The 24,498-nt window shown below is 71.6% G+C and carries 19 protein-coding genes; 1 reads left to right on the forward strand and 18 read right to left on the reverse strand.

What is annotated here, in order from left to right:
• The 4 genes from NBW84_RS06230 to mftA all read right to left on the reverse strand — a co-directional run.
• Positions 1 to 1,257: mycofactocin system FadH/OYE family oxidoreductase 1 (locus NBW84_RS06230; RefSeq protein ID WP_250282552.1), on the reverse strand; the 1,257-nt coding region annotated here is incomplete at its 3' end.
• 1 nt (position 1,258) lies between these two features.
• Positions 1,259 to 2,527: a mycofactocin radical SAM maturase gene (gene mftC / locus NBW84_RS06235; RefSeq protein WP_250282553.1), complete on the reverse strand. Its 1,269-nt coding sequence runs from the start codon at positions 2,525 to 2,527 to the stop codon at positions 1,259 to 1,261.
• A complete protein-coding gene (mftB, locus tag NBW84_RS06240; protein ID WP_250282555.1) occupies positions 2,524 to 2,871 on the reverse strand; it encodes a mycofactocin biosynthesis chaperone MftB in 348 nt (115 codons plus the stop codon). The genes mftC and mftB overlap by 4 nt, the downstream gene beginning before the upstream one ends.
• Positions 2,872 to 2,885: 14 nt before the next feature.
• Entirely contained in the window at positions 2,886 to 3,026 is a 141-nt protein-coding gene (gene mftA, locus NBW84_RS06245) for a mycofactocin precursor MftA (protein WP_250282558.1), read from the reverse strand.
• A gap of 265 nt (positions 3,027 to 3,291) precedes the next feature.
• On the opposite strand from mftA, the gene NBW84_RS06250 reads away from it, so the two are divergent.
• Complete coding sequence (locus tag NBW84_RS06250) at positions 3,292 to 4,479, forward strand: CaiB/BaiF CoA transferase family protein (RefSeq protein ID WP_250282560.1); 1,188 nt, start codon at positions 3,292 to 3,294, stop codon at positions 4,477 to 4,479.
• A 62-nt stretch (positions 4,480 to 4,541) separates the two neighbouring features.
• On the opposite strand, the gene NBW84_RS06255 is transcribed toward NBW84_RS06250, so the two are convergent.
• The 14 genes from NBW84_RS06255 to NBW84_RS06315 form a co-directional block, all read right to left on the reverse strand.
• Complete coding sequence (locus NBW84_RS06255; RefSeq protein ID WP_250282562.1) at positions 4,542 to 5,648, reverse strand: ABC transporter substrate-binding protein; 1,107 nt, start codon at positions 5,646 to 5,648, stop codon at positions 4,542 to 4,544.
• Positions 5,649 to 6,227: 579 nt separating this feature from the next.
• Complete coding sequence (locus NBW84_RS06260) at positions 6,228 to 7,475, reverse strand: ABC transporter substrate-binding protein (RefSeq protein ID WP_250282564.1); 1,248 nt, start codon at positions 7,473 to 7,475, stop codon at positions 6,228 to 6,230.
• Positions 7,476 to 7,633: 158 nt separating this feature from the next.
• Positions 7,634 to 8,884 (reverse strand): ABC transporter substrate-binding protein, encoded by a 1,251-nt coding sequence (locus NBW84_RS06265; protein ID WP_250282565.1) that lies wholly within the window; start codon positions 8,882 to 8,884, stop codon positions 7,634 to 7,636.
• 55 nt (positions 8,885 to 8,939) lie between these two features.
• Positions 8,940 to 9,071 carry a hypothetical protein gene (locus NBW84_RS24105; RefSeq protein ID WP_445548350.1) on the reverse strand — a complete coding sequence of 44 codons (132 nt, stop codon included), beginning with the start codon at positions 9,069 to 9,071 and terminating at the stop codon, positions 8,940 to 8,942.
• Between the two features lie 1,243 nt (positions 9,072 to 10,314).
• Positions 10,315 to 12,141 (reverse strand): acyclic terpene utilization AtuA family protein, encoded by a 1,827-nt coding sequence (locus NBW84_RS06270; protein WP_445548351.1) that lies wholly within the window; start codon positions 12,139 to 12,141, stop codon positions 10,315 to 10,317.
• Between the two features lie 73 nt (positions 12,142 to 12,214).
• Complete coding sequence (locus tag NBW84_RS06275) at positions 12,215 to 13,012, reverse strand: TIGR03084 family metal-binding protein (protein ID WP_445548352.1); 798 nt, start codon at positions 13,010 to 13,012, stop codon at positions 12,215 to 12,217.
• A gap of 70 nt (positions 13,013 to 13,082) precedes the next feature.
• The gene (locus NBW84_RS06280; protein ID WP_250282571.1) at positions 13,083 to 15,071 is read right to left on the reverse strand and encodes an ATP-binding protein; all 1,989 of its coding nucleotides are present in this window, start codon (positions 15,069 to 15,071) and stop codon (positions 13,083 to 13,085) included.
• A gap of 5 nt (positions 15,072 to 15,076) precedes the next feature.
• Complete coding sequence (locus NBW84_RS06285; protein WP_250282573.1) at positions 15,077 to 16,711, reverse strand: carboxyl transferase domain-containing protein; 1,635 nt, start codon at positions 16,709 to 16,711, stop codon at positions 15,077 to 15,079.
• A gap of 10 nt (positions 16,712 to 16,721) precedes the next feature.
• Positions 16,722 to 17,876: an acyl-CoA dehydrogenase family protein gene (locus tag NBW84_RS06290; protein ID WP_250282575.1), complete on the reverse strand. Its 1,155-nt coding sequence runs from the start codon at positions 17,874 to 17,876 to the stop codon at positions 16,722 to 16,724.
• A 229-nt stretch (positions 17,877 to 18,105) separates the two neighbouring features.
• A complete protein-coding gene (locus tag NBW84_RS06295) occupies positions 18,106 to 18,516 on the reverse strand; it encodes a hypothetical protein (RefSeq protein ID WP_250282577.1) in 411 nt (136 codons plus the stop codon).
• A gap of 290 nt (positions 18,517 to 18,806) precedes the next feature.
• Positions 18,807 to 20,975 (reverse strand): 3-hydroxyacyl-CoA dehydrogenase NAD-binding domain-containing protein, encoded by a 2,169-nt coding sequence (locus tag NBW84_RS06300; protein WP_250282578.1) that lies wholly within the window; start codon positions 20,973 to 20,975, stop codon positions 18,807 to 18,809.
• Positions 20,976 to 21,004: 29 nt separating this feature from the next.
• Positions 21,005 to 22,216, reverse strand: coding sequence for an acetyl-CoA C-acetyltransferase (locus NBW84_RS06305; protein ID WP_250282580.1), 1,212 nt, complete (start codon positions 22,214 to 22,216; stop codon positions 21,005 to 21,007).
• Between the two features lie 143 nt (positions 22,217 to 22,359).
• Entirely contained in the window at positions 22,360 to 23,871 is a 1,512-nt protein-coding gene (locus NBW84_RS06310; RefSeq protein WP_250282582.1) for an aldehyde dehydrogenase family protein, read from the reverse strand.
• A 47-nt stretch (positions 23,872 to 23,918) separates the two neighbouring features.
• The gene (locus NBW84_RS06315; protein WP_250282584.1) at positions 23,919 to 24,443 is read right to left on the reverse strand and encodes a flavin reductase family protein; all 525 of its coding nucleotides are present in this window, start codon (positions 24,441 to 24,443) and stop codon (positions 23,919 to 23,921) included.
• Positions 24,444 to 24,498 lie beyond the last annotated feature (55 nt).

The raw sequence follows: 24,498 nt of genomic DNA on the forward strand, positions 1-24,498 counted from the left end.
GAGCGTGCCGCCGCGTTCGGCCAGCCGGACCTGGTGCCCGCGCAGCGCCAGCACCCGGGCGGCCTCCAGCCCGGCGGGCCCGCCGCCGACCACCAGCACGGCGCGGGCCCGCGGGTCGGTGCCCGTAACCGGCCTCTCGACGGTCTCGTGCCCGCTGTACGGCTCACCGACGCAGCTGACGACCGGGTTGCGGTTGTCACGCACCCGGCAGGCCTGGTTGCACAGGACGCACGGCCGGACCTGGCCGGCCGCGCCCGCGCGTACGAGACGCACCAGGTCGGGCTCGGCGATCTGCGCCCGGGTCATCTCGGCCATGTCGGCGACACCGTCGGCCAGGGCGGCCTCGGCCTCGGCCACGTCCACGACGCTGCCCTGCAGCACCACGGGGACGCGCCCGGCGGCGGCGGCCCGCATCTGCCGGCACAGCTGGAGGTTGAACATCGGCGGCGTGTGCGTGGCGGGCCGGTAGGCCGAGGTGGAGAACGGCCCGCCACGGACCACGACGAGCAGGTCGATGTCGCCGGCGAGGGCGGCGACCTGCTCGGCCGCCTGCTCGGGTGTCACCCCGGCCCAGGGCGCGAGCTCGTCGCAGGACAGCCGCAGCGCCAGGACGCGGCCGGCCCCCAGCGCGCCGCGCACCGCGGCGATCACCTCGCGGGTCAGGCGCAACCGGTCGTCACCGTAGCCGTCGGCACGCTGGTTGGTCAGCCCGGAGTGGAACTGGCGCAGCAGCGAGACCGGCCCGGCGTCGATCTCCACGCCGTCGGTGCCGGCCGCCGCGGCCAGCCGGGCGGCGGCGGCGAAGCCCTCGACGACCGCGTCGATCTCGGGCTGTTCCATCTCCGCGGGCAGTTCGCGGCTGGCCGCGTCGGCCACCGGCGACGGCGCCCACAGCACCGACTGGGAGAACGCGCTCGAGCCCTGCCCGCCGGCGTGGCCGAGCCCGGCGAGCACCAGGGTGCCGTGTTCCCGGCAGGCGTCGGCCACCGCCGACCAGCCGGGGGCGCAGTCGGCGGCCAGCGGCGCCCGCTCGTAGGGCCAGTCGTCGGCGGTGACCGACGCCGTCTCGGTGACGATGATCCCGGCGCCGCCGGCCGCCCGCCGGGCGTAGTAGGCGACGTGCCGGGCGCTCAACGAGCGGCGGTGGCCGAGGTTGGTCTCGTGCGGCCCGAACAGCACCCGGGACGGCGCCCGCCGCGTCCCGAGCGTCAGGGGGGTCCCGAGTAACAGGGGATCGGCCGGTTGTGGGGCGGGCATGTCAGCGCCCCACCGTGGCCGCGGGCGCGAACCCGGCCAGCGGGTCCTGCTGGCAGGCGCTCACCGGTGCGGCACTCACCGGCGCGCGGCCGATGACCACCGGGACCGGCCCCGGCCCGCCCCGCCCCGGCTCCCCGTGCCGCGGTGGCTTCCCGGCGGCGGCCCGGGAGTGGGAGTGGTCGCCGGAGGGCTTCGGGACGCCGGCGTCATCGCGGGCGAGCAGGGCGTCGGCCCCGTAGCCCTGGACGCACTCGGGATCCGGGCCGTCCAGCGGCAGGCCGGTGAAGAACTTCGCGGCCATGCAGCCGCCCCGGCAGGAGTCGAAGTGCGCGCAGGACGCGCACGCGCCCCCGCTCTGCGGCGCCCGCAGCTCGGTGAACAGCTCCGAGGAGCGCCAGACCCGTTCGAAGCCACCGGGCTCGCGGACGTTGCCGGCGAGGAAGGAGTCGTGGATGGCGAACGGGCAGGCGTAGACGTCCCCGACCGGGTCGATCAGGCAGACCACCCGGCCGGCGCCGCACAGGTTCAGCCCGGGCAGCGCCTGGCCGTAGGCGGACAGGTGGAAGAAGGAGTCCCCGGTGAGCACCTGCTCGCCGTGGGCCACCAGCCAGTCGTAGAGCTCGCGCTGCTGGGCGGCGGTGGGGTGCAGCTCGTCCCAGACGTCGGCGCCGCGGCCGGACGGGCGCAGCCGGGTCAGCCGCAGCTGGGCGCCGTACCGGTCGGCGAGGGCCTTGAACGCGTCGAGCTGGCCGGCGTTGTGCCGGGTGACGACGACGGAGAGCTTGAAGCCCGCGAACCCGGCGTCGGCGAGGTGCTCCATGGCGCGCACGGCGGTGGCATAGGAGCCCGTGCCGCGGACCGCGTCGTTGATCTCGGCGGTGGCGCCGTCCAGGGAGATCTGCACGTCGATGTAGTCGCTGCCGGCGAGCCGGGCGGCGACATCCCTGGTGATGCGCACCCCGTTGGTGGAGAACTTCACCCCGACGTGGTGGGCGACCGCGTAGTCGACGATCTCCCAGAAGTCCGGGCGGACGGTCGGCTCCCCGCCGCCGATGTTGACGTAGAAGACCTGCATGCGCTCGAGCTCGTCGATGACCGCCTTGCACTGCGCGGTGGTCAGCTCGCGCGGGTCGCGCCGCCCCGAGCTGGACAGGCAGTGCACGCAGGCCAGGTTGCAGGCGTAGGTGAGCTCCCAGGTCAGGCAGATCGGGGCGGCCAGGCCGTGCTGGAAGTGGTCGACCAGGCGGGCTGGTGCCGCGGCGACGCTCACGGCGCGTTCCTTTCGGCGGTCGTCGTCGTTTCGGCGGTCATCGTCGTCCTTTCGACGATCATGAACGTTGCCGCCAGCGTGGCCAGGGCACGCTGGTAGCGCGGCAGGTCGGCCTCGGTGATGCCGACCGCGGTGGCGGCATCCCGCGCGCGGGGATGCTCCGGCAGCGCCTGGACCAGACGCAGCAGCGCCGGGTCCTTCAGGAAGGACAGCCGGCGGGTCCCGAAGTGGTAGACCAGCGCCCCGAAAGGCTCCGGCCGCACCGAGACCTGGGGATGCAGCTGCCAGGGGGCGTCGAGGGCGAAGCCGGGGACGGCCCGCGCCGCCGCGGTGGGCTCGGTCATCCGGGCCGCGCGCTCTAGTAGACCCCGCACATCCCGTCGATGGAGACGTCCTCGACGAGGAACTCCTCCTGGAGGATGTCGACGTCGACGGGATGTGCCGCGCCAGCGGTGTCCTCGTCGAAGCTGACCGATGTCTCGCGTGTGTGGTCGCTCATGGCTGCTCCCTGCTGGTTCCTCGGGTCGGTCGGGTGGTCACGTGTGCGAGGTCACAGTAGTGGCACTCGGTGCCGAGTCACAGTAGTGGCACTTGGTGCCGAAAGGAAGCCCCTGGAGCGTTCCCGCCCGGATCCCCGCCCGCATCCTCCACCCGGATCCCCCGTCCGGACATCCCCGACCGGATGAGCGGACGTTCCCTGCCTGGTTACGCTGAGGCCACACGCGCCGGGGACGGCCGCTCACCTGATCGAGGCCGGAGACGGGATGACGGACAGCGGGACGGACAGCGGCACAGCCGCGGGCACGACCGGCCCGCTGCGCGGGCTGCGTGTCGTCGAGCTCGCCGGCATCGGCCCCGGCCCCTTCGCCGCGATGCTGCTCGCCGACCTGGGTGCGGACGTGATCCGGGTGGACCGTCCGGACGAGGCGAACGACATCGTGCCGCCGCCGGCGGACATCCTGCGGCGCGGCCGCCGTTCGGTCGTCATCGACCTGCGCTCCCCGGACGGGGTGCGGGCGGTGCTGGACCTGGCCGAGCGGGCGGACGTGCTGATCGAGGGCTACCGGCCGGGGGTCGCCGAGCGTCTCGGGGTCGGCCCGCGGGACTGCTGGGCCCGCAACCCCCGTCTCGTCTACGGCCGGATGACCGGCTGGGGCCAGGACGGCCCGCTGGCCCCCACCGCCGGGCACGACATCGGCTACATCGCGATCACCGGTGCGCTGCACGCGCTGGGCCGCCAGGGTGAGGGCCCGGCCGTGCCGGTCAACTTCCTCGGCGACTTCGGGGGCGGCTCCCTGTACCTGGTCGTCGGCGTGCTCGCCGCGGTCTTCGAGGCCGCCCGCTCCGGCCGCGGCCAGGTGGTCGACGCCGCCATCGTCGACGGCGCGGCATCCCTGACCACCTTCGTGCACGGTCTGATCGCCGCCGGGCAGTGGCGCGACGAGCGGGGCGTCAACCTGCTCGACACCGGGCGTCCCTGGTACGACGTCCACCGGACCGCCGATGACAGCTGGGTCGCCGTCGGGCCGCTGGAGCCGAAGTTCTACGCGCGGTTCATGACGCTGCTCGGCCTGGAGCCCGACGAGGCGGAGCGCGCGGACCCCGCCGCCTGGCCCGCGCTGCGGGAGCGGATCGCCGCCGCGTTCGCCCGGCGCACCCGGGACGAGTGGGCGAAGGTCTTCGAGGGCACCGACGCCTGTGTCGCCCCCGTGCTGAGCCTGACGGAGGCCGCGGACCACCCGCACCTGGCGGCCCGCGGCACGTTCGTCGAGGTGGACGGGGTGCGGCAGCCCGCTCCCGCACCCCGTTTCAGCCGGACGCCCGCCGCTCCCCCGGGCCCGCCCGCGCTGCCCGGCGCGCACACCCGGCAGGCGCTGACCGACTGGGGTGTGCGCGGCGTGGACGCGCTGCTCGCCTCCGGCGTGGCGGTCCAGGCGGCGGACCAGGCCTAGGCCGTGTCCGACGGCCTGGCCCGACGCTCCGGGAAGGCGGTCAGCAGCCCGCGGCTGTCACGTCAGGTGATGGGCTTGCCGCAACGCGGGCTGGGCTCCAGCGGCACGAACCGGCTGCCGTCGTCACTGACCTGGACGAAGGTGAAGCAGTCGCCGAGCTGCTCGAAGTTGGTGGTGAGGTCGATGGGCCGGGGCAGCAGGCCGTCAGCGCTGTAGTCGTGGACCTTGCGCAGGCCGCCGATGAACGACTGCTGGGTCGGGCAGGGCCCGGCCTCCCGCAGTCCGCGGACGAACATGTCGGCGGACAGCCAGCCGAAGACAGCGCCCTCCTGCGTCGGGCTCTGGTTCTCCGGCGCGTAGGTGGACATCGCGCTGAGCATCCGCGTGTAGGCCTGCGCGTTCTGCTCGAACGGGACGAAGCTGACGTACACGACGACCCCGGCCAGCGTCGGGCCCAGCTGCCGCAGCAGTGTCTGGTCGTAACCGGCCGGAACGAGCACGGTCTTGAGGTCGACACCGGCGGCCCGCACCGCCGGGATCAGCTTCGCCAGGACGTCCGGGAAGAGCGCGCCGGCGATCGTGTCGATACGTGCCGCCTTCATCTGCCGGGCCAGCGTCTCGAAGCTGGTCGTGCTGGCGGTCACCTCGTATTCCATGTCAACGCTGACGCCGGTGCGCCGCAGGCTCTCGACGACCTGCTGGTGGTATTTCCGGGTCGAGTCGCTCAGGGCCATGTCCACCATGGCGGCGCGGGTGCCACCACGGCTGCTGGCGAAATCCCCCCAGACCGTGGACGACCCCTTCTCGACCGTGTAGTAGTGCCACGAGAACATGTTCTGGTGCTGCGCCCAGACCGTCTCGCCGGCGAACCCGGTGACCGGGATCCCCTGGTCGCCGAGATACTGTGCGGAGCCACCCGCCACCTGCAGTCCCTGCATGATGCCGAAGACCTTCTCGTCCTCGACGAGCTGACGGGCCCCGACCAGGTTCAGCGTGGGATCCGTCGCGTCGTCCCGCCAGACGTAGGTGAGCTTCCGGCCGTTGACGCCCCCTTCGGCGTTGGCCAGTTCGAAACGGGCCTGAACGCCGGAACGGAATCCGTGCGCCGGGGACGCCCCGGGCCCGGAACTGCTGTACAGCAGGCCGGCTTTGACCTCGGTGCTGGTCACCCCCGGCGCCGTACAGCTCTCCGCCTGCACGGATCGGCTGCTGTCCCCACCCCCGCACGCGACCACCAGACCACCCAGGCAGCTCGATGTGATGACCAGGGCGGTGAAACGTAAGTGCCAACGTCTGCTGACCAATGACATGGTGACCCGTCTCTTGTCCCAAGTGTGATGTTGAGCACAGGCCAGTGTAGGAGTATTCAATATGTAGTTATATGGTTACCAAAATTTGGCCTGTCGCCGGCCTGGCGAGTCACCGGGCGGCGACCCAGAACGGCGCGGGACAGGATGACGGGCCGCCGGCTGCCGTGCCGCGGCGCGGCCGTACAGGGCTGGCCTGAGCTGGCCTGATGCCGCAGGAGACGCGGGCCATGACCGTACGTGCACCTGCCGGGCGCGCGGGCCGCCGCCGCACGGGGCGGGATGACGGCCCGGCCGGCGGTGGCCGGACGGTGACGGCCGGACGGTGGTTCCGTCCGTCCGTCCGTCCGGCCGGCCGCCACCGCCACCGCCGGCACCGCACCGCGGGCCGGCCCGGCCCGTTCACGCGGGAGCGGCCAGCGGTGATCCGTGACCGCCCGCTCAGGGGAGCGTGCGGCCGCAGCGCGGGGTGGGTGGCAGCGGCAGGAACCTGCTGCCGTCGTCGCTGACCTGGACGAAGGCGTAGCAGTCACCCAGCCGTCCGGAGTTGGTGGCGAAGTCGACTTTCTGCAGGAGCAGGCCGCCACCGTCGTAGTCGTGGACCTTGCGCAGGCCGTCGATGAACGACTGGCGGGTCGGGCAGGGCCCGGCCGCCTGTAGCCCGCGGATGAACATGTCGGCGGACAGCCAGCCGAAAACGGTGCTCTCCTGCGCCGGCGCCTGGTTCTCCGGGGCGTAGGCGGTCACCGCGTCGAACAGCCGCCGGTACGCCTCGGTGTCCAGCTCGAACGGGACGAAGTCGATGTAGGTGACGACCCCGGACAGCGCCGGACCGACCTGTTGCAGCAGCGTCGGGTCGTAGCCGACCGGGATGAGCACCGCCCTGAGGTCGACCCCGGCGGCCCGGGCCGCCGGGAGGAGCTTGACCAGAACGTTCGGGAAGACAACCCCGGCGATGGTGTCGATCTGCGCCGCCTTCATCTGCCGGGCCAGCGCCTCGAAGCTGGTGGTGCTGGCCGTCACCTCGAAGGTCATGTCGGTGTTGACACCGGCGGCGTTCAGGCTCTGGGCGAGCTGCCGGTGGAACTTCTTGCCGGCATCGCCCGACGCTATGCCCATCAGGACGGCACGGGTGCCGCCCCGGCTGCGGACGAAGTCCCCCCAGCCGCTGGAGGAACCTTTTTCGGAGGTGTAGTAGTGCCAGGAGAACATGTTCTTGTAATTTGCCCAGACGGTCTCGCCGGCGGATCCGACAACCGGGATCCCCCGCTCGCTCAGATAGGGCGCGGAACCGGATGCCGCATGCGGCCCCTGAATGATTCCGAAGGCCCCTTCGTCCTCGACGAGGTCGCGGGAACCGACCAGGTTCAACGCGGGATCGGTGGCGTCGTCCCGCCAGGAGTAGACAATCTTCCGGCCGTTGACACCGCCCTCGGCATTGACCACTCCGAGACGGGCGTCGATACCGGACCGGAACCCGCGCAGCAGGGACGCCCCCGGCCCGGACGCGCTGAACACCAGACCGGCTCTGACCTCGGTATCGGTTACTCCCGGCGTCGTGCAGGACGACCGGACGGGCTGCCTGGCGACATCGCTGCCACCGCATCCGGCCAGCAGCCCGCCCAGGGTTCCCAATACGAGAACCAGGGTGATGAGATGTAGGCGGCGGCACCTTCTGGTCACTGTCATTCCGATGTCCCGTTCCGGTGGAAAGGAGCAGCAAGAAAATCATGCGGTGCCGGCGGCGGCACAAGAGCGGCGGCACGCGACAGGCATCATCGCGGGGATCGCGGGGCCGGTGCCGGCGCGGGGCAGGCCTCGCCGTACACCGCCGCCGGCCGTCGCGGCTAACTTCTCAGGGCCTGGGCCAGCCGCAGGGCCTGGGCTTCGGTCAGGCATTTCGTCGCGCCCTTGCCGAGGCTGACGGCCCGGCCCCCCCGAATAGCCGCCTGGAAATAGCAGGTGGGGAAAACGGGCTGGCCCTCCGTGAATGTTGTCGGTGGGATGATGCCGCCCAACGTCTCGCCCTTCAGCGCGTACAGGCCCTTCTTGACGTCGGCCGGTGTCGAGTCGGGCCCGATGTTACCCGCCCTCGCCGCCGCTTCGAACAGTTTGCCACCGGCCCACGGGTAGATCGTGTCATAGGTGAACTGCCGGCTTTTACGCAGGTCCGGGTAGTACGTGTCCAGCGCGTCGAGGAACTCCTTCACCGCCGGCACGGACCCGTCGGTGTAAAGGACGGTCGGGGACACCAGGAGAGCCCCGTCAAAACCCCTGTGCCCGAGCCAGGACGGCCCGAGGGCCGGGGTCTGGCCGATCACGGCCGGGGTGAATCCCTGCTGGGCGCACGAGTCCACGACCCGCGGCACGACCTCGGAGCTGTGCGCCACGAACAGCGCGTCCACGCCCTCGTCCCTCAGCGCCAGGCAGGCCGCGGTGTAGTCGGGCGCGGCCGCCGAGATCTTCCCGGTGGCGATCCCGACGCCGCCGACGAGGGCGGAAGCGGCCCTGCCCAGGCCCTCGAGCTGGGCGCAGACCGCCGACTCGGAGCAGTACAGCAGGCCGACCTTCTTCTTGCCCGCCGCCTTCGCCGCCTCCCAGATACCCACGGTGGTCACCGGGAGCGGCGCGCCCGTTACGAAGAAGTCCGCGTGGGTCAGGAAGGGCGACTCGACGGAGAGCCCGCCGACGACCGGGATGTCCTTCTCGGTCACGTAGTCGGCCCAGGTCGTGCCGACCAGGCTGCTGTCGCCGATGATGGCCACGACCTTGTCCTGCTCGACCAGTTTCCGGACGGCCCGCAACGACCTCGTCGGGTCACCGCCGTCATCCTCTATGATCAATCTTACCGGGCTGCCGTTGACGCCGCCCCGCGTGTTGACGGATTTGGCCCAGGTGTCGAAAACGTCCTTGAGCCGGCCGAGGGCGGCCGACTGCGCACCCGAACAACTACAGATCGCACCAAGGACGACCGGCCTGCCCGACGACGCCTCCGCGTCCGTCCCCGAACTGGAGTCCGAGGAGCCACAGGCAGCTACCACCAGCATCGCAGCGGTCAGTAACACCCACAACGCGGCGCCGCGTCCTTTCCCGTTCATCCTTCTCCTTCTGGTGTTCCGGCCGTCATGCCGGCGGACCATCGCGAAAAAAGCCTCACCGCACGGAGACCTCGTCGAGCGGCGGGAAGACGCCGGGGCCGGCGGCCCCCAGCGCCGGGTAGAGCCCGGTGAGCCGGATCGCCGGGATCGCGAGGACCGCCCCGGCCGGGACGGCGGCCGGCCCCACCAGCGGCGCGGCCAGCCACGGCCGGCCGTCTCCGCGGTGGCCGTACCGGTGACGCGTCGAGGGAGCCGACGATGACCCGCGGGCGGATGTGATGACAGCGGGCCAACTGGTCGACCGGAACGCAAGTATTGATCAACATGTCGGCGCGCCCGGCCTGCACCGCTGGGATCGCGCCGGCGGCCGTCACCACAGGCCCCACGCCGACGGGCCCACGCCGACGGGCCCCACGCCGGCGGGCCGCCCCGGTGCTCCGGTGCCGGCACCGCGGTCAGCGTGGCGCGTCGCCCACTCGGCCACTCCCCGTCGCAAAAGGAATCACTCCGAGTCACCGCTGACGCCGTATCGGCCTTCGCGGCAACGGTCACAGCTCTGCGTCTCCTTCGCCGGCCCCCGACTTCGGCTGCCCGTTCTTCTCTGCTGGTGCCTGTTCTTCTCTGCTGGTGCCTGTTCTTCTCTGCTGGTGCCTGTTCTTCTCTGCTGGTGCCTGGACGGGCGCCCGGCCGCCGGGAGAGCGACGGAGACCGCTGACGATCGTTTGCGGCCCAGCCGTGCGATCAGCCCCGGTCATCGGTCCCGGTCATCAGTCCCGGTCAGGCCTCGGCCACGTTCCGGATACAGGCGAAACCCCACCTGCGACGCTATTTCAGCACCACGGCGAATCCCGTACCCAACCGGCCCACGGCAGGCGCTGCCAGCCGCCCCCGGCTGCCACCTACCGCACCTGTCTTCGGGACGGTCCGTAGCCGTCACCGCTCATCGTCCTGCCGGAACGAGCAGCGGGCGGGAACAGGCCGGCCGTCGGAAGGGCAGGCCGGAACAGGCGCCGGAAACAGGCCGGCGCCGGGAGACATCGCCGCCCGCCTGGCGACATGCCACCGGCACGGTCGAGATCCTCGCGGGCGCGCCCGGCGACACCGAAGGACCAGCGTCAAAGAAGCGGGCGCTCAGGGAGCGGACGTCCAGGGAGTGGCGGCCGAAGGAGCGGCGGCCACTCGATGATCACGAAGGGGCGGCCCCGGCACGCCGGAAGAGCATGCCGGGGCCGTCCGCGACACCCTGTACCGGTTCCCGCGCCGGCGCGCCGCAGGTGCCGCACGCGCGACCCGGCGCGCCACCGGCCCGCCTCCGCGGTGCGAGGCGGGCCGGCCCCGGCCCAACCGGTACGGCGGGGACCACCGCGACGAACCAGGCGTCGCGTGTCCCCGCCGCGTTCCCGCCGGGCTTCCGCCGGCGGGGATCGTTCCTACCGGACGAGCTCGGCGGGTACGTCGATGTGGCGAGAACGTACGTACTCGCCGAAGCCCTTCGCCTGCGGGTCGGGGCGGGTCGCCGAGGCGACCCCCTCCCCCAGCAGCCCGACGACGACGAAGTTGAGCGCGCGCAGGTTCGCCAGCTCGTACCTGTGCACCTGAAGGCCGGCGGCCTCCGGGACCAGCTCGACGAACTTCCGTGTGGTCAGCTCGGCGGCGAGCCAGGCGTAGGTGGCGTCGTCCCGGGCCCAGATGCCCACGTTCGCGTTGCCGCCCTTGTCCCCGGAGCGGGCGCCGGCCAGCCGCCCGAGCGGGACCCGCACCCGTCCGCCCGTGCCCGCCGCGGGGGTGGCTGTCGCGCCCACCGGCTCCTCCTGCGCGGCCGGGGGCTGCGGCGCCGACGGGCTGTGCTCGATGACGAGCTCGGAGCCGTCATCGAGCACGACACGCTGGGTGACGACATCCCGGGAGACGAGCGCGGGCCAGTAGACGCCGTACGCGCTCTCGCCGGTGGGCGGTGTCGTGGTGTGGAAGCCGGCGTAGCCCCCCAGCGGGAGGGCCATGGTCGCGTTCGAGAAGGAGCGCCCGACGCGTGCCGGGTCCCGGTCCTTGACCGTGACCTGCAGGTGCGCGGCCGCCAGCGCGTTGGTCTCGGCGTTGTCGTGGTCGAAACGCAGCAGCCGCACGTCGACGGCGTCGAAGGAGTCCTCGCCGCCGAGGATGTCGAACAGCTCCTGGCGGGCCCAGGCGGCCTTCTCCTCGATGTCGAGACCGGTGATGACCAGGGTCATCGTGTTGCGGTAGCCGCCGAGGTAGTTCACGGCGACCTTCAGCTTGTCCGACGGGGCGCTGCCGCGGGTGCCGCTCAGCAGCACCCGGTCCGGGCCCTGCTGCGTCAGCTCGGCGGTGTCGAAGTGGGCGACGACGTCGGGGTTGGCGTACGCGGGGCCGGCGATCTCGTAGAGCAGCTGGGCCGTGACCGTGCCGACCGAGACCAGGCCGCCGGTGTCGGCGTGCTTGGTGATGACGCTGCTGCCGTCGGCGGCCACCTCCGCGATGGGGAACCCCGGGTAGCGCCGGTCGGTGACCTCCGACAGGAACGCGTAGTTGCCGCCGCAGGCCTGCGGGCCGCACTCGATCACATGGCCGGCCGCGACCGCTCCGGCGAGCTGGTCCCAGTCGGTGCGTTCCCAGCCGTGCCACCAGGCCGCGGGGCCGACCACGAGGGACGCGTCGGTCACCCGGGGTGTCACGACGATGTCGGCGCCCGCCTCCAGCGCGGCGGCGATGCCCCAGCCGCCGAGGTAGGCGTTGGCGGTCACCGGCTGCACACCCAGCTCGGCGAGCTTGCGCCCGGTGTCTATGTTGACGAACGGCTCGCCGGCCGCCTGCAGCTCGTCGATGCGGCCCACGAGATCGTCACCGGTGACGTAGGCGACGCGGGGGGACAGGCCGAGGCGCGCGGCGAGCTCGGCCACCTTCTCGGCCAGCCCCTGGGGGTTGAGGCCGCCGGCGTTGGCGACGATCCTGATGCCGCGCTCCAGGCTGGTGGCGAGCACCTGCTCGAGCTGGGTGAGGAAGGTGCGGGCGTACCCGGCCCCGGGGTCACGGCGCCGGGCCTTCCACAGGATCAGCATCGTCAGCTCGGCGAGGTAGTCGCCGGTCAGCACGTCGATCGGGCCGCCGTCGACCATCTGCTTCGCGGCGTCGATACGGTCCCCGTAGAAACCCGAGCAGTTGGCGATGCGCACCGGACGCCGCGGTGCGCCCGGCGTGGCCGGCGTGGCCGGTACAGCCGGTGTGGTCACGTGCGGCACCATCCTTCCTGCAAGGTCGACGCGGGGGCCGACGAGAGGGCCGGCGAGAGAGCCGGACCGATGAGGGGGGCCGCGGTCACGGCTTCTCCCCGCCGCGGGGACGCCCGGGGCCCGGCGGCCCGGCGAAGACCTGGGCGATCTCGAGGAAGCGGGCCGCGGTGGCCCCGGTGGCCCGCAGGCCGAGGTCCGCGTGGTGGCGGCGCTGGGTGACCAGCAGGCAGAAGTCGAGCGCCGGGCCGGTGATGACATCGGCCGCCTCCGGCGGCCCCCACTGCCAGAGCGAGCCGTCGGGGGCGGTGAGGCTGACCCGGACCGGGCTGTCGGGCGGGGGCAGCTGCCGCACGGCGAAGCTCCAGCGGATCGTGGCGACGCCGAGGTGCGCGATGTGGCGCAGCCGGGCGGTCGGCTCGCGCCGCGCCCCCAGGGCGTCGGCGACGTCCTGCCCGTGCGCCCAGGTCTCCATCAGCCGGGCGGTGGCGGAGCTCGGGGCGCTCATCGGCGGGCCGAACCAGCGCAGCTTCGTCCCGGGCTCGACCGCCCCCAGCGTGTCCAGCAGGGCGCCGCGCGCCTGCTCGAACCAGGTGAGCAGCTCACCGCCGGAACGGTCCCGGTACCACCGGGCGACGTGCGCGGCGAAGTCGTCACCGAGATCGGTCAGCTTCTTCGCCTCGGCGTCGAAGCGGTCCGGGTCGGTCGCGGCGAGCACTGTCACGTCGTCGAAGTACGCCAGGTGGCTGACCTGGTCCTTGATGTCCCAGCCGGCGGCCGGTGTCGGCGTGCGCCAGCCGGGCTCGTCAAGGCCGCGCAGCAGAGCCGTCAGTTCCTCGGTCTCGGCTGCCAGGTCGGCCAGCAGCGGGCCGATGTCGGCGGCCATCAGCGCCCGCTCCGGGCCGGCGGGCGCCGCCAGGCCACCGGCCCGTCCGGGGCGTGGGTGACGGGTGCCGTCATGGCTGCTCACCGTCGGCGGCGAGCACGGCCAGGACATGGCCGCCGTCGACGGTCTGGCCCTGGCGCGCGTTGATCTCCACCACGACGCCGTCCTGGGGCGCGGTCACCGTGTGCTCCATCTTCATCGCTTCCAGGACCAGCACCACGTCACCGGTGGTGACGGTCGCGCCCTCCTCCACGACGACGCGGACGACCGTGCCCGGCATGGGCGCGACCAGCGAGCCCGGGGCGACGTTCGCGCCCGGCTCGACGAACCGCGGAACCTCCCGCGCCACGGTCGAGGCGCCGCGGCCGTCGAGGTGGAAGACCGCCCCGTCACGGGTCACGTACACGGTCGCGCGGACATCGTCGACGGTGATGTCGACCAGGCCGGTGTCGACGCGGTGGACCAGCGCCTCCAGCGGGCGGCCGTCCACGCTGGCCTTGACCCGGTCGCCGTACTGGCGGTAGCGGACCTCGATCGCCTTGCCGGCCACCTCCAGCACGGTGCGCTGGGGCTCGGTCGGGACGTTGCGCCACCCCGGCGGCAGGGTCGGCAGCACCGCGTTCGCCCGGCGCCGGGTGGCGGCGGTGAGGGCGGCCGCCAGCAGATGGGTCGCGAGGACGTCGTCGGGCAGGGGCGGGGTGCTCAGCGCCACCGGGTCGTGGCGGTTGAGGTACCCGGTGTCGATGGCGCCGGCGCGGAACTCCTCCTCCCGCAGGATGCCCACCAGCAGCTCACGGTTGGTGGTCACGCCGTCCACCCGGGTGCGGGCGAGGGCCCGGCCGAGGCGGCGGATGGCGTCCGCCCGGGTCGGGCCATAGGCGATGATCTTGGCGAGCATCGGGTCGTAGTGCACGCCGATCACCGACCCGTCGGTGATCCCGCTGTCGACGCGGATGCCCGTGAGCGCCGGCACCTCGAAGCGGTGCACCGTCCCGGTCGCCGGCAGGAAGCCGGCCGGGACGTCCTCGGCGTACAGCCGGACCTCGATGGCGTGCCCGTTGATGCGCGCCTGGCGCAGCTCGTCGGGCAGGGGCGCGCCCTCGGCGACCAGCAGCTGGGCGCGGACCAGGTCGAGGCCGGTGATCTCCTCGGTGACCGGGTGCTCGACCTGCAGCCGGGTGTTCACCTCGAGGAAGAAGAACTGCCCCTGCTGGTCGAGGACGAACTCCACCGTCCCGGCGCCGACGTAGCCGATCGCGTTCGCGGCGGCGACCGCGGCCGAGCCGAGGCGCTCGCGCAGCTCGTCGTCGACGGCGACCGAGGGCGCCTCCTCGATGATCTTCTGGTAGCGGCGCTGGATGGAGCACTCCCGCTCGAACAGGTGCACCGCGTTGCCGTGCTGGTCGGCGAAGATCTGCACCTCGATGTGCCGGGGGCGCTCGACGTAGTGCTCCAGGAACACCGTCGCGTTGCCGAACGCCGAGGCCGCCTCGCGCTGCGCGCCGGCGACCGCCTCCGCGAGCTCGTCGACCTGGCGGACGATGCGCATGCCGCGCCCGCCACCGCCGTAGGCGGCCTTGACCAGCAGCGGGAACGCCAGGTCCGCGGCGGCCTGGGCGAGCTGGCCGCCGTCGGCGAGCAGGTCGGAGTCGATGACCAGGCCGGGCAGGACGGGCACGCCGGCCTTGTCCATCAGCTCCTTCGCCCTGGTCTTCGACCCCATCGCGTCGATGGCGTCCGGGGGCGGCCCGATGAAGGTGATGCCGGCGGCGGCGCAGGCCCGGGCGAAGTCGGCGTTCTCCGACAGGAAGCCGTAGCCGGGGTGGATCGCGTCGGCCCCGGTGCGCTGGGCGGCGGCGATCACCAGGTCGCCGCGCAGGTACGTCTCGGTCGGGGTCGCGCCGGGCAGCCGGACCGCCTCGTCGGCCTCGCGGGCGAACGGGGCGTCGGCGTCCGGGTCGGAGAAGACCGCGACCGTGGCGATGTCCAGCTCGTGGGCGGTGCGGATGATCCTCGAGGCGATCTCACCGCGGTTGGCAATCAGCAGTTTGGTGACCACAACACTCACATCCTGAAGACGCCGTAGCCGCGGCGCCCCTCGATCGGGCCCGAATGAGCGGCGGACAGGGCGATACCGAGCACGGTGCGGGTGTCACGGGGGTCGAGGACACCGTCGTCGTAGAGCTTGCCACTCATGAAGAACGAGTGTGACTCGGCGCTGATCTGGCCTTCGATCTCCTCGCGGCGCCGGTCGTCGGCCTCCTGGTCGAACGGCCGGCCGGCCGCGGCGGCCGCGGCCTTGCCGACGATCGACAGCACGCCGGCGAGCTGGGCGGCGCCCATGACGGCGCACTTGGCGCCCACCCAGGCGAACATCAGCCGCGGGTCGTACGCCCGGCCGGACATGCCGTAGTTGCCGGCGCCGAACGAGGCGGCCATGTTGACGGTCAGGTGCGGTACGCGGCTGTTGGTGACGGCGTTGATCATCTTGGCGCCGTCCTTGATGATGCCGCCCTGCTCGTAGGCCGCGCCGACCATGTAGCCGGTGGTGTTCTGCAGGAACACCAGCGGCGTGTCGGCCTGGTTGGCCAGCAGGATGAACTCCGAGGCCTTCTTGGCCTCCTCGCTGAACAGCACGCCGTTGGCATTGGCCAGCACCCCGACCGGGAAGCCGTGGATGGAGGCCCAGCCGGTCACGATGCTCGTGCCGTAGTCCGGCTTGTACTCACCGAAACGGGAGCCGTCGACGACCCGGGCGAGCACCTCGCGTGGGTCGAAGGGGACACGGAAGTCCGACGGCGCGATCCCGAGCAGTTCCTCGGGGTCGTAGAGGGGCGGGTCGGCCGGCAGGCTCGGGCCGGGGCCGAGCTTCCGCCAGTTGATCTCGGAGAGGATGCGCCGGCCGATGCGGATCGCGTCCTGCTCGTCGACGGCGAAGTGGTCGGCGAGCCCGGAGACCCGGGCGTGCATCGCGGCACCGCCGAGGTCCTCGTCGTTCGACTCCTCGCCGGTGGCCATCTTCACCAGCGGGGGGCCGCCGAGGAACACCTTGGCCTGCTGGTCCACGAGCACGGTGTAGTCACACATGCCCGGTACGTACGCACCGCCCGCGGTGGAGTTGCCGAAGACGAGCGCGATGGTCGGAATGCCCAGCGCCGAGAGCTCGGACAGGTCGTGGAAGATCTTCCCGGCCTGGACGAACAGGTCGGCCTGGTTCGGCAGGTCGGCGCCGCCGGACTCGACGAGGTTCACCACCGGCAGCCGGTTGCGCCGGGCGATCTCGAGCGCGCGCAGCGTCTTCTTCAACGAGTAGGGGTTCATCGCGCCGCCGCGCACGGTCGGATCATGTCCGAGGATCACGACCTCGACACCGGAGACCACTCCGATGCCGGTGACGACGCTTGCCCCGACAGCGAACTCACTGCCCCAGGCGGCGAGTGTGGACAGTTCCAGGAACGGGGCGTCGCGGTCGAGCAACAGCTCGATCCGCTCACGTACCAGCAGCCGGCCCCTGTCGTGGTGCCGCTGCCGGTAACGTTCTCCACCGCCTGCCCGCGCGAGATCCAACTGGTCGTCGAGCTCGGCCAGAAACTTCAGCTGGGCCGCACGGTTGGTGCGGTACAGCTCCGAGGCGGTGTCGAGGCGGGACCGCAATGGGGTGCCTTCGACTGCCCTGGGGTGGGTGGCGACGATCGTCATGTACATCCCCTCAGTACGACCGAGGAAGGCCGAGGCTGTGCTGCGCGACGTAATTGAGAATCATTTCCCGGTTGACCGGCGCGATGCGCAGAATTCGGGCCAGCCCCCACAGCGGCACCAGACCGTACTCGACGGACATGCCGTTACCACCATGGGTCTGAATAGCCTGGTCCACCGCGGCGAGCGCGGCCTCCGCGGCGGCGTACTTCGCTATGTTCGACGGTTCTCCCGCAGGCAGGCCCTGGTCGTGCGCCCAGGCGGCCTTGCGGGTCATCAGTGCGGCGAGATCGGTTTCGATCTTCGCTTTCGCCAGCGGATGCGAGATCCCCTGGTAGGTACCGATCGGCTGGTCCCACACCTGCCGGTTGCGCGCGTAGTCGACGGCCCTGCCCAGCGCGTACCGGGCGATTCCCACGCACAGCGCGGCGCCGGTGATCCGCTCCGGGTTCAGGCCGTGGAAGACCTGCCGGAACCCGTCCCCCTCGTCGCCGACAAGCGCCTCGGAGGCAACCCGGGCGTTGTCGAAGAAGAGGGTGAACTGCCGCTCGGGAACCTGCGCGGCAACCGGCAGCGGGTGGGCGGTCAGACCGGGAGTACCGGTCGGCACGACGAACAGCGACAGGCGGGCCCGGCCGCTGGCCTCGTCGGTGCCGGTACGGGCCACCACCAGTACGGCGGCGGCGTCGTCAAAACCGGAAATGTAGTACTTCTGGCCGGTGAGGAGCCAGTCGTCGCCATCCCGGACGGCCCGGGTCGAGATCCGGTGGGTGTTCGAGCCCGCGTCGGGCTCGGTGATGGCAAAGACGATCTTGTGTGCGCCCGAGGACAGGCCCGGCAGCCAGCGCTCCTTCTGGCCGGCGCTGCCGAAACGGGCGATCACCTCGCCGGAGATCGCCGACGAGACGAGCAGGAGCAGCAGCGGGCAGCCCGCCGCCGCGCTCTCCTCGCAGACGGCGGCGAGCTCCACGATGCCGCCGCCCCCGCCGCCGTACTCCTCGGGGAGGTTCACGCCTATGAAGCCCGCTTCGGCAAGCGCCGCCCATATCTCACTGGTCGGCTTTCTGGCCTGCGAACGCTCGGTGTAGTAGGTGCCACCGAACGGTTTGGAGATCGCCGCGACCGTCTCCCGCAGAGCCCGCAGCTCCGCGTCCTCACCGAAGTCCACACCGTCTCCAAGGATTGTTCGTCAGCTCGTGGCCAGGAGCAGCGTGGTCATATCCCCTGGGTCACGGACTCGTCGGCCGCCGCCACTCGCCAGCCTTCCCCGGGCAGATGTTGTGACGGGCACGAGCTTTCCCGGTAACGCCGATAGTACGTGGACCGGGAGCGGCCGACCGCGACACAGGCCGCTGTCACACCGATCTGCGGCACCAGCACGGCCATTGCGTCCGCTATCAGCCGTTCTGCTTCTGTGAGAAGGCCGGTGTACCGACGTCGCTGGGCGCGCTCCTGGACAACGTCGCCAAGAGCGCGTGCAGTTTTCCCTGGACGTCGATCACGAGCCGGGCCTTCGCCAGCTCCTTCTCCAGTCGCCCGTTCTTCGCCCGCAGTTCGGCCAGCTCGGTGTCCCGGACATCCGCCGGCGGCCGGCCGATCGGCCGGGACAGCTCCGCCAGCGCACCGGCGTCCCGGGCCCGGCGCCACACCGCGATGTGCGCGGCGTAGAGCTGCTCCCGGCGCAGAATGGCGCCCTTCGCACCCGGTGATGTCGCCGCCTCGTACTCCGCCAGGATCGCCAGTTTGTAATCGGCGCTGAACGAGCGCTTACGCGCCCTCCCCTGCTCCCGCGGACCAGGCTGCCCCACCTGGTCACCATCAGGCAGCCGGCCGTCATCGACTGCATCCGGCCTGATGCTCAGCCCCACGGACACCGACATCCACTCCTTCCATCCTGGCTTCGTTTCCCCTCAAAGGCTTCCCGCAGAGGCTTCCCTCGAAGGCTTCCCTCAAAGGCTTCCAGCCGCGCGACACAGGCTGCGGCACGAAAAACATCACGGACATGTGCCGCCGTACTGCCCGGCGGCACGGCGTCCTGCTGTACGCATGACGGCGCTGTCACACGTACAGCGGTCTTCTTCTACGCTGCCGGTCTCCCCTATTCGTACGACGCGCCCGCGGCCGCCGCCCGTACCAGGGACTCCGGCGGGGTGAACCGCTCGCCGTAACGCTCGGCCAGCTCGTTCGCCCGCGCCACGAACCCGGCTGTCCCGCCCTTGTACTGGTTGATGTACTGGAACACCCCACCGGTCCACGAGGGGAAACCGATGCCGAACAACGAGCCGATGTTGGCATCGGGTATCGAGGTGATGACACCCTCGTCCCGCGCGCGGACGGCCTCCAGCGTCTCGGCGAACAGCAGCCGCTCCTTGAGATCCTCGAACGGGATCGCGCGGCCCGGCACCCGGAACGCCTCATGAAGGCCCGGCCACAGTCCCTGCCGGCGGCCGGAGCCGTCGTATTCGTAGAAACCGGCGCCGCCGGAACGGCCCGGCCGCCCGAACTCGTCGATCAGCCGGTCGATGACCGCCTCCGCCGCGTGCTCCTTCCAGACCCCGCCGGCGGCCTCGACCGCGGCCCTGGCCTCCTGGCGGATCTTCCTCGGCAGGGTCAGCGTGAGCTCGTCGATGAGCTGCAGCGCGCCGGCGGGATAGCCGGCCTGCAACGCGGCCTGCTCGATGCTGGCGGGCGCGATGCCGTCACCGACGGCCGCGACCGCCTCGTTGAGGAAGGCGATGATGACCCGGCTGGTGAAGAACCCACGGCTGTCGTTGACGACGATGGGCGTCTTGCGGATCTGCTGCACGAAGTCGAAGACCCTGGCCAGGGTGCGCTCCGAGGTGCGCTCACCCTTGATGATCTCGACCAGGGCCATCCGGTCGACCGGCGAGAAGAAGTGGATGCCGATGAAGTCCTCCGGCCGCTGGACCCCCTGCGCCAGCAGGGTGATCGGCAGGGTCGAGGTGTTCGACCCGAGGACCGCGTCCGGGTCGACGATCTCCTCGATCTCGCCGAAGACCTTGTGCTTGAGCTCGGCGCTCTCGAAGACCGCCTCGACGACGAAGTCGACCCCGGCGAAGTCGGCCGGGTCCTCCGTCGGCAGGATGCGGCCGAGTACCGCGTCCGCCTGCTCCTGCGAGGTCTTCCCCTTGGCCACCGCCCTGGAGAGGGTCTTCTCCACACCGGCCTTGCCACGCTCGGCGGCGGCGAGGCTGACGTCCTTGAGGACCACCTCGATCCCGGCCTTCGCCGCCGCGTAGGCGATGCCCGCGCCCATCATCCCGGCCCCGAGGACACCGACCTTGCGCGCCTGGAAGCGGTCGAACCCGGCCGGCCGGCTGCCACCGGCCTTGATGTGCTGGGTGTCGAAGAAGAACGCCTGGATCAGGTTCTTGGCCACCTGGCCGGTGGCCAGGTGGATCAGGTACCGGGTCTCGATCAGCGACGCCGTGTCGACGTCGACCTGCGCGCCCTCCACGGCGGCGGCGACGATGGCCCGCGGCGCCTGCAGCGGCGAGCCGCCGAGCTGGGCGCGCAGCTTGGCCGTCAGGCTGGGCAGGACTGGCGCCAGCGACGGGGAGTCCGGCGCCCCACCGGGGATCTGGAAGCCCTTGACGTCCCACGGCTGACGCGCCTCGGGGTTCTTCTGGATCCATTCCTTGGCCCGGGGGAGCAGCTCGGGGATGCTCGCCACGACCTCGTCGACCAGGCCGGCCTCGAGGGCGTCGGCCGGGCTGAACCGGGTGCCGGGCAGCAGCACCTTGTTCAGGGCGTCGACGACGCCGAGGGTGCGCACGGTCCGTACCACCCCGCCGCAGCCGGGCAGCAGCCCGAGCCCGACCTCGGGCAGGCCGATCTGGTTGCCCGGGACGTCGGCGGCGATCCGGTGGTGGGTGGCCAGCCCGAGCTCGAGGCCGCCGCCGAGGGCGGCGCCGTTGAAGGCGGCCACGACCGGCCGGTCGAAGGTCTCCAGGGCGCGCAGCAGCCCCTTGATCCGGTTGAGGTGCGCCGTGAACTCCGCGGCGTCCTCCTTGCGCAGCGCCTTGAGCTCGTTGAGGTTGCCGCCGGCGAAGAAGGTCTTCTTCGCGGACGTGAGAACGACGCCGGTGATCGTCTCCTTCTCCCGCCCGAGCCTGTCGACGGCCGCCTGCAACGACTCGACGAAGTCCCGGTTGAGGGTGTTCGCCGAAGCCTGCGGGTCATCCAGGGTCAGCACGACGACGCCGTCGGGGTCCTGCGCCCACTGGATGGTTTCTGTGTACGCCATAGTCGGTCCACCCGTATCCGTCGACATGATCACACGCGCTCGATGATCGTGGCCACGCCCATACCGCCGCCGATGCACAGCGTGATGAGCCCTCGGCGCTGCTCCCTGCGCTCGAGCTCGTCGAGCACGGTGGAGACCAGCATCCCGCCGGTGGCACCGAGCGGGTGCCCCATCGCGATCGCCCCGCCGTTGACGTTCACGTTCTCCTCGGGGATCTTCAGATCCCTGACCCACTTGAGCACCACCGACGCGAAGGCCTCGTTGAGCTCGAAGATGTCGATGTCGTCCAGGGTCAGCCCGGCGGTGGCAAGCACCTTCTCCGTCGCCGGCTTCGGCCCGGTCAGCATGATGGTCGGGTCGGAGCCGCTGATCGCGGTGGCGACGACCCTGCCGCGCGGTGTCAGGCCGAGGTCCCGGCCCGCCTGCTCGCTGCCGATGAGCAACAGCGACGCGCCGTCGACGATGCCCGAGGAGTTCCCCCCGGTGTGGACGTGGTTGATCTTCTCGACCTCGTGGTACTTCTGCAGCGCGACGGCGTCGAACCCGCCCGAGCGGCCGAGCCCCTCGAAGGACGGCTTCAGCGCGCCGAGGGACTCCACCGTCGAGCTGGGCCGGCGGTGCTCGTCGTGGTCGAGGATCACGACGCCGTTGACATCCCTGACCGGTACCACCGAGCGCGCGAAGTAGCCGTTGCGCCAGGCCGTGTCCGCGAGCTCCTGCGAGCGCACGGCGTACGCGTCCACGTCCTCGCGGCTGAAGCCCTCGATGGTGGCGATCAGGTCGGCGCCGATGCCCTGCGGGACGAAGTAGTGGTCGTAGGTCGTGACCGGGTCGTTGAACAGCGGGCCGCCGTCGGAGAGGATCCCCACCCGCGACATCGACTCGACGCCACCGGCGAGGACCAGCCGGTCCCAGCCCGAGCGTACCTTCTGGGCCGCGATGTTGGTCGCTTCCAGGCCCGAGGCGCAGAAACGGTTGACCTGTATCCCGCCCACCGTGTCCGGCAGGCCGGCGGCGATCGCCGCCGCCTTCGCGATGTCACCGCCCTGGTCCCCGATCGGGGAGACAACCCCCAGGACCACGTCGTCGACGTAGGCCGGGTCCAGCTGCGGAAGCCGCTGCTTGACCTCGTCGATGAGGCCTACTACGAGGTCCAGCGGCTTCGTGCCATGCAGCGCCCCTTTCTTTCCCTTTCCTCGAGGGGTCCGAACCGCCTCGTAGATGTACGCCTCGGCTGACACGATCAGGTTCCCTTCCTGGGATGTCGCCGGCACCGCCGACGGCAGTCACGCGTGCCGGCCTGCGCCGGCCGGGCCCGCCGTCGGCACCGGCGCGCGGTGCCGACGGGGCGCCGGCACCGCGCTGGTTCCTTCAGGCCCGTCACTTATGCGGGCGGCGTCCCGAGTACCAGGGCGAACGCCGCCCGGTTCTCCAGCCCGCCGCTGCGGTCGACCGTGATGTACTTCTGCTCGGTGTAGGCGTCGAGCGCGTTCGGGCCGCCCTCGCGTCCCAGACCGCTCTGCTTGTAGCCACCGAACGGGTAGGCCGGGTTGATCACGTGCCAGTCGTTGACGTAGACCATGCCGGCTTCCAGCTGCCGGGCCACCTCCAGCGCCCGGGACTCGTCACGCCCCCACACGCCGGCCGACAGGCCGTAGTTCGTGTCGTTGGCGATCTTGACGGCCTCGTCCACGGAGTCGTAGGTCAGCACCGTCAGCACCGGGCCGAAGACCTCTTCGCGGGCGATGCGCTGGTCGTTGGTGACGTCCGTGACGATGGTCGGCTCCACCCAGTTCCCGACGGCGAACTCCGGCCCCTGCGGCACCCCGCCGCCGAGCGCGATGGTGGCTCCCTCGGCCCGGGCGGACTCGATGTAGCCCAGGACGCGGTCCCGCTGCCGCTTGCTGATCAGCGGGCCGACGTCGGTGGCGAGGTCCAGCGGGTTGCCGAGCTTGAGGGTCTTCGCCCGCTCCACCAGCCTGGTGAGGAACTGCTCCTTCAGGCTGTTCGGCACCAGCAGCCTGGTTCCCGCCTCGCAGGCCTGCCCGTTGTTGGCCAGGGCCGCGAACAGCGCCCCGTCGACGGCCAGCGGCACGTCCGCGTCGTCGAGGACGATGTTCGGCCCCTTGCCGCCGAGCTCGAGGGTGACCCGCTTGACCGTGTCGGCGGACTTGCCCAGGATGCTCTTGCCCACCTCGGTGGAGCCGGTGAAGGCCACCTTGCGGACGTCCGGGTGGCCGCTGAGGTGGGCGCCCACCGGGTCGCCGTCGCCGGTGACGATGTTCAGCACGCCCTTGGGCAGGCCGGCGGCCTCGAACTCCTTGACCAGCTCGAGCGCCACCAGCGGCGAGTGCTCGTCGGGCTTGAGCACGACGGTGTTGCCCGCGGCCAGCGCCGGGCCGACCTTCCAGACGATGACCAGCAGCGGGATGTTCCACGGCACGATCGCGGCCACCACGCCCAGCGGCTCGCGGCGCAGCACGCCCACGGCCGGGAGCGGCCCGATCTCCGGCCCGCTCTTCTCGAACTCGTAGGTCGTCGCGAGGTCGGCGATATAGCGCAGCTGGGCGATGGACAGGCCGAGGTGCAGGGCCCCGGTGACGCGGATCGTCGCGCCGTTCTCCCGGGTCTGCAGGGCCGCCAGCTCCTGGAGACGCTTCTCCAGGTTGTCCGCGACCGCGTGCAGCAGCGCGGCGCGCTCCTGCGGCGGGGTGCGCCGCCACTGCCCCGCCTCGTGCGCGGCCCTGGCGGCGGCGACCGCCCGGTCGACGTCGCCGGTCCCGCCCTTGGCGACCGTCGCCACCAGCTCGTCCGTCGCGGGACTGCGAATCTCGTACTTCTCGGCGGAGTCGACCCACTCTCCGTCGATGAACAACCCGTAATGCGGTACGGACACCTTGTCCTCCTTTGGACGCGGATGGCTTGCGATGACGACCGGCCAGGCTAGTCCAGCGACCGGATGCGCCGATACCTGCTCCGGTAGTAGAGGAGCGGATCGCGCTCCCCGGGGGTCTGGAGGGACTCCACGTGGCAGGTGACGATGTGGTGGTCACCGCCGTCGTAGACGGTGGCGATCCGGGCACCGATGTGGGCGACGGCGCTGTCCAGCGCCGGCGCGCCGTTGGGCAGCAGCGTCCAGCCGACGCCGGCGAACTTGTCCGTGCCGCTGCGCGCGAACCCGTTGCTGAGCTCGTCCTGCCCCTCGCTCAGAATGTTGATGCACAGGTTTCCCGCCGCCGCCACCGCGGGCCAGGACGTGGACGACTTGGCCGGGCAGAACAGCACCAGCGGTGGCTGCAGGGACAGCGACGTGAACGACTGGCAGGTCAGGCCGGCCGGCTGGTCCCCGGCGACCGCCGTCACAACGACGACCCCGCTCGCGAAGCGTGAAAGGACCTCGCGAAAATGGGCGGGGTCCACCAGGGGAGCCTCCGGGGCGGGATGGCCGGTACGGCTTTGAGAACTCATCGTCATTCCCATGGCTTAGGGGCTCTTCCTCGTCTCGCGCCGATCGGTCCGGCGT

It is taken from the genome of Protofrankia sp. CiP1_Cm_nod2, from assembly GCF_920664355.1.
GTDB lineage: Bacteria > Actinomycetota > Actinomycetes > Frankiales > Frankiaceae > Protofrankia.

Excerpts from the sequence above, each read along its gene's own strand:
- NBW84_RS06265 (WP_250282565.1), bottom strand. The coding sequence starts at position 8,884 with ATGAACGGGAAAGGACGCGGCGCCGCGTTGTGGGTGTTACTGACCGCT.
- NBW84_RS06260 (WP_250282564.1), bottom strand. The coding sequence starts at position 7,475 with ATGACAGTGACCAGAAGGTGCCGCCGCCTACATCTCATCACCCTGGTT.
- mftB (WP_250282555.1), bottom strand. The coding sequence starts at position 2,871 with ATGACCGAGCCCACCGCGGCGGCGCGGGCCGTCCCCGGCTTCGCCCTC.
- NBW84_RS06300 (WP_250282578.1), bottom strand. The coding sequence starts at position 20,975 with ATGGCGTACACAGAAACCATCCAGTGGGCGCAGGACCCCGACGGCGTC.
- NBW84_RS06270 (WP_445548351.1), bottom strand. The coding sequence starts at position 12,141 with ATGGTGCCGCACGTGACCACACCGGCTGTACCGGCCACGCCGGCCACG.
- mftA (WP_250282558.1), bottom strand. The coding sequence starts at position 3,026 with ATGAGCGACCACACACGCGAGACATCGGTCAGCTTCGACGAGGACACC.
- NBW84_RS06250 (WP_250282560.1), top strand. The coding sequence starts at position 3,292 with ATGACGGACAGCGGGACGGACAGCGGCACAGCCGCGGGCACGACCGGC.
- NBW84_RS06275 (WP_445548352.1), bottom strand. The coding sequence starts at position 13,012 with ATGGCCGCCGACATCGGCCCGCTGCTGGCCGACCTGGCAGCCGAGACC.
- NBW84_RS06315 (WP_250282584.1), bottom strand. The coding sequence starts at position 24,443 with ATGAGTTCTCAAAGCCGTACCGGCCATCCCGCCCCGGAGGCTCCCCTG.
- NBW84_RS06285 (WP_250282573.1), bottom strand. The coding sequence starts at position 16,711 with ATGACGATCGTCGCCACCCACCCCAGGGCAGTCGAAGGCACCCCATTG.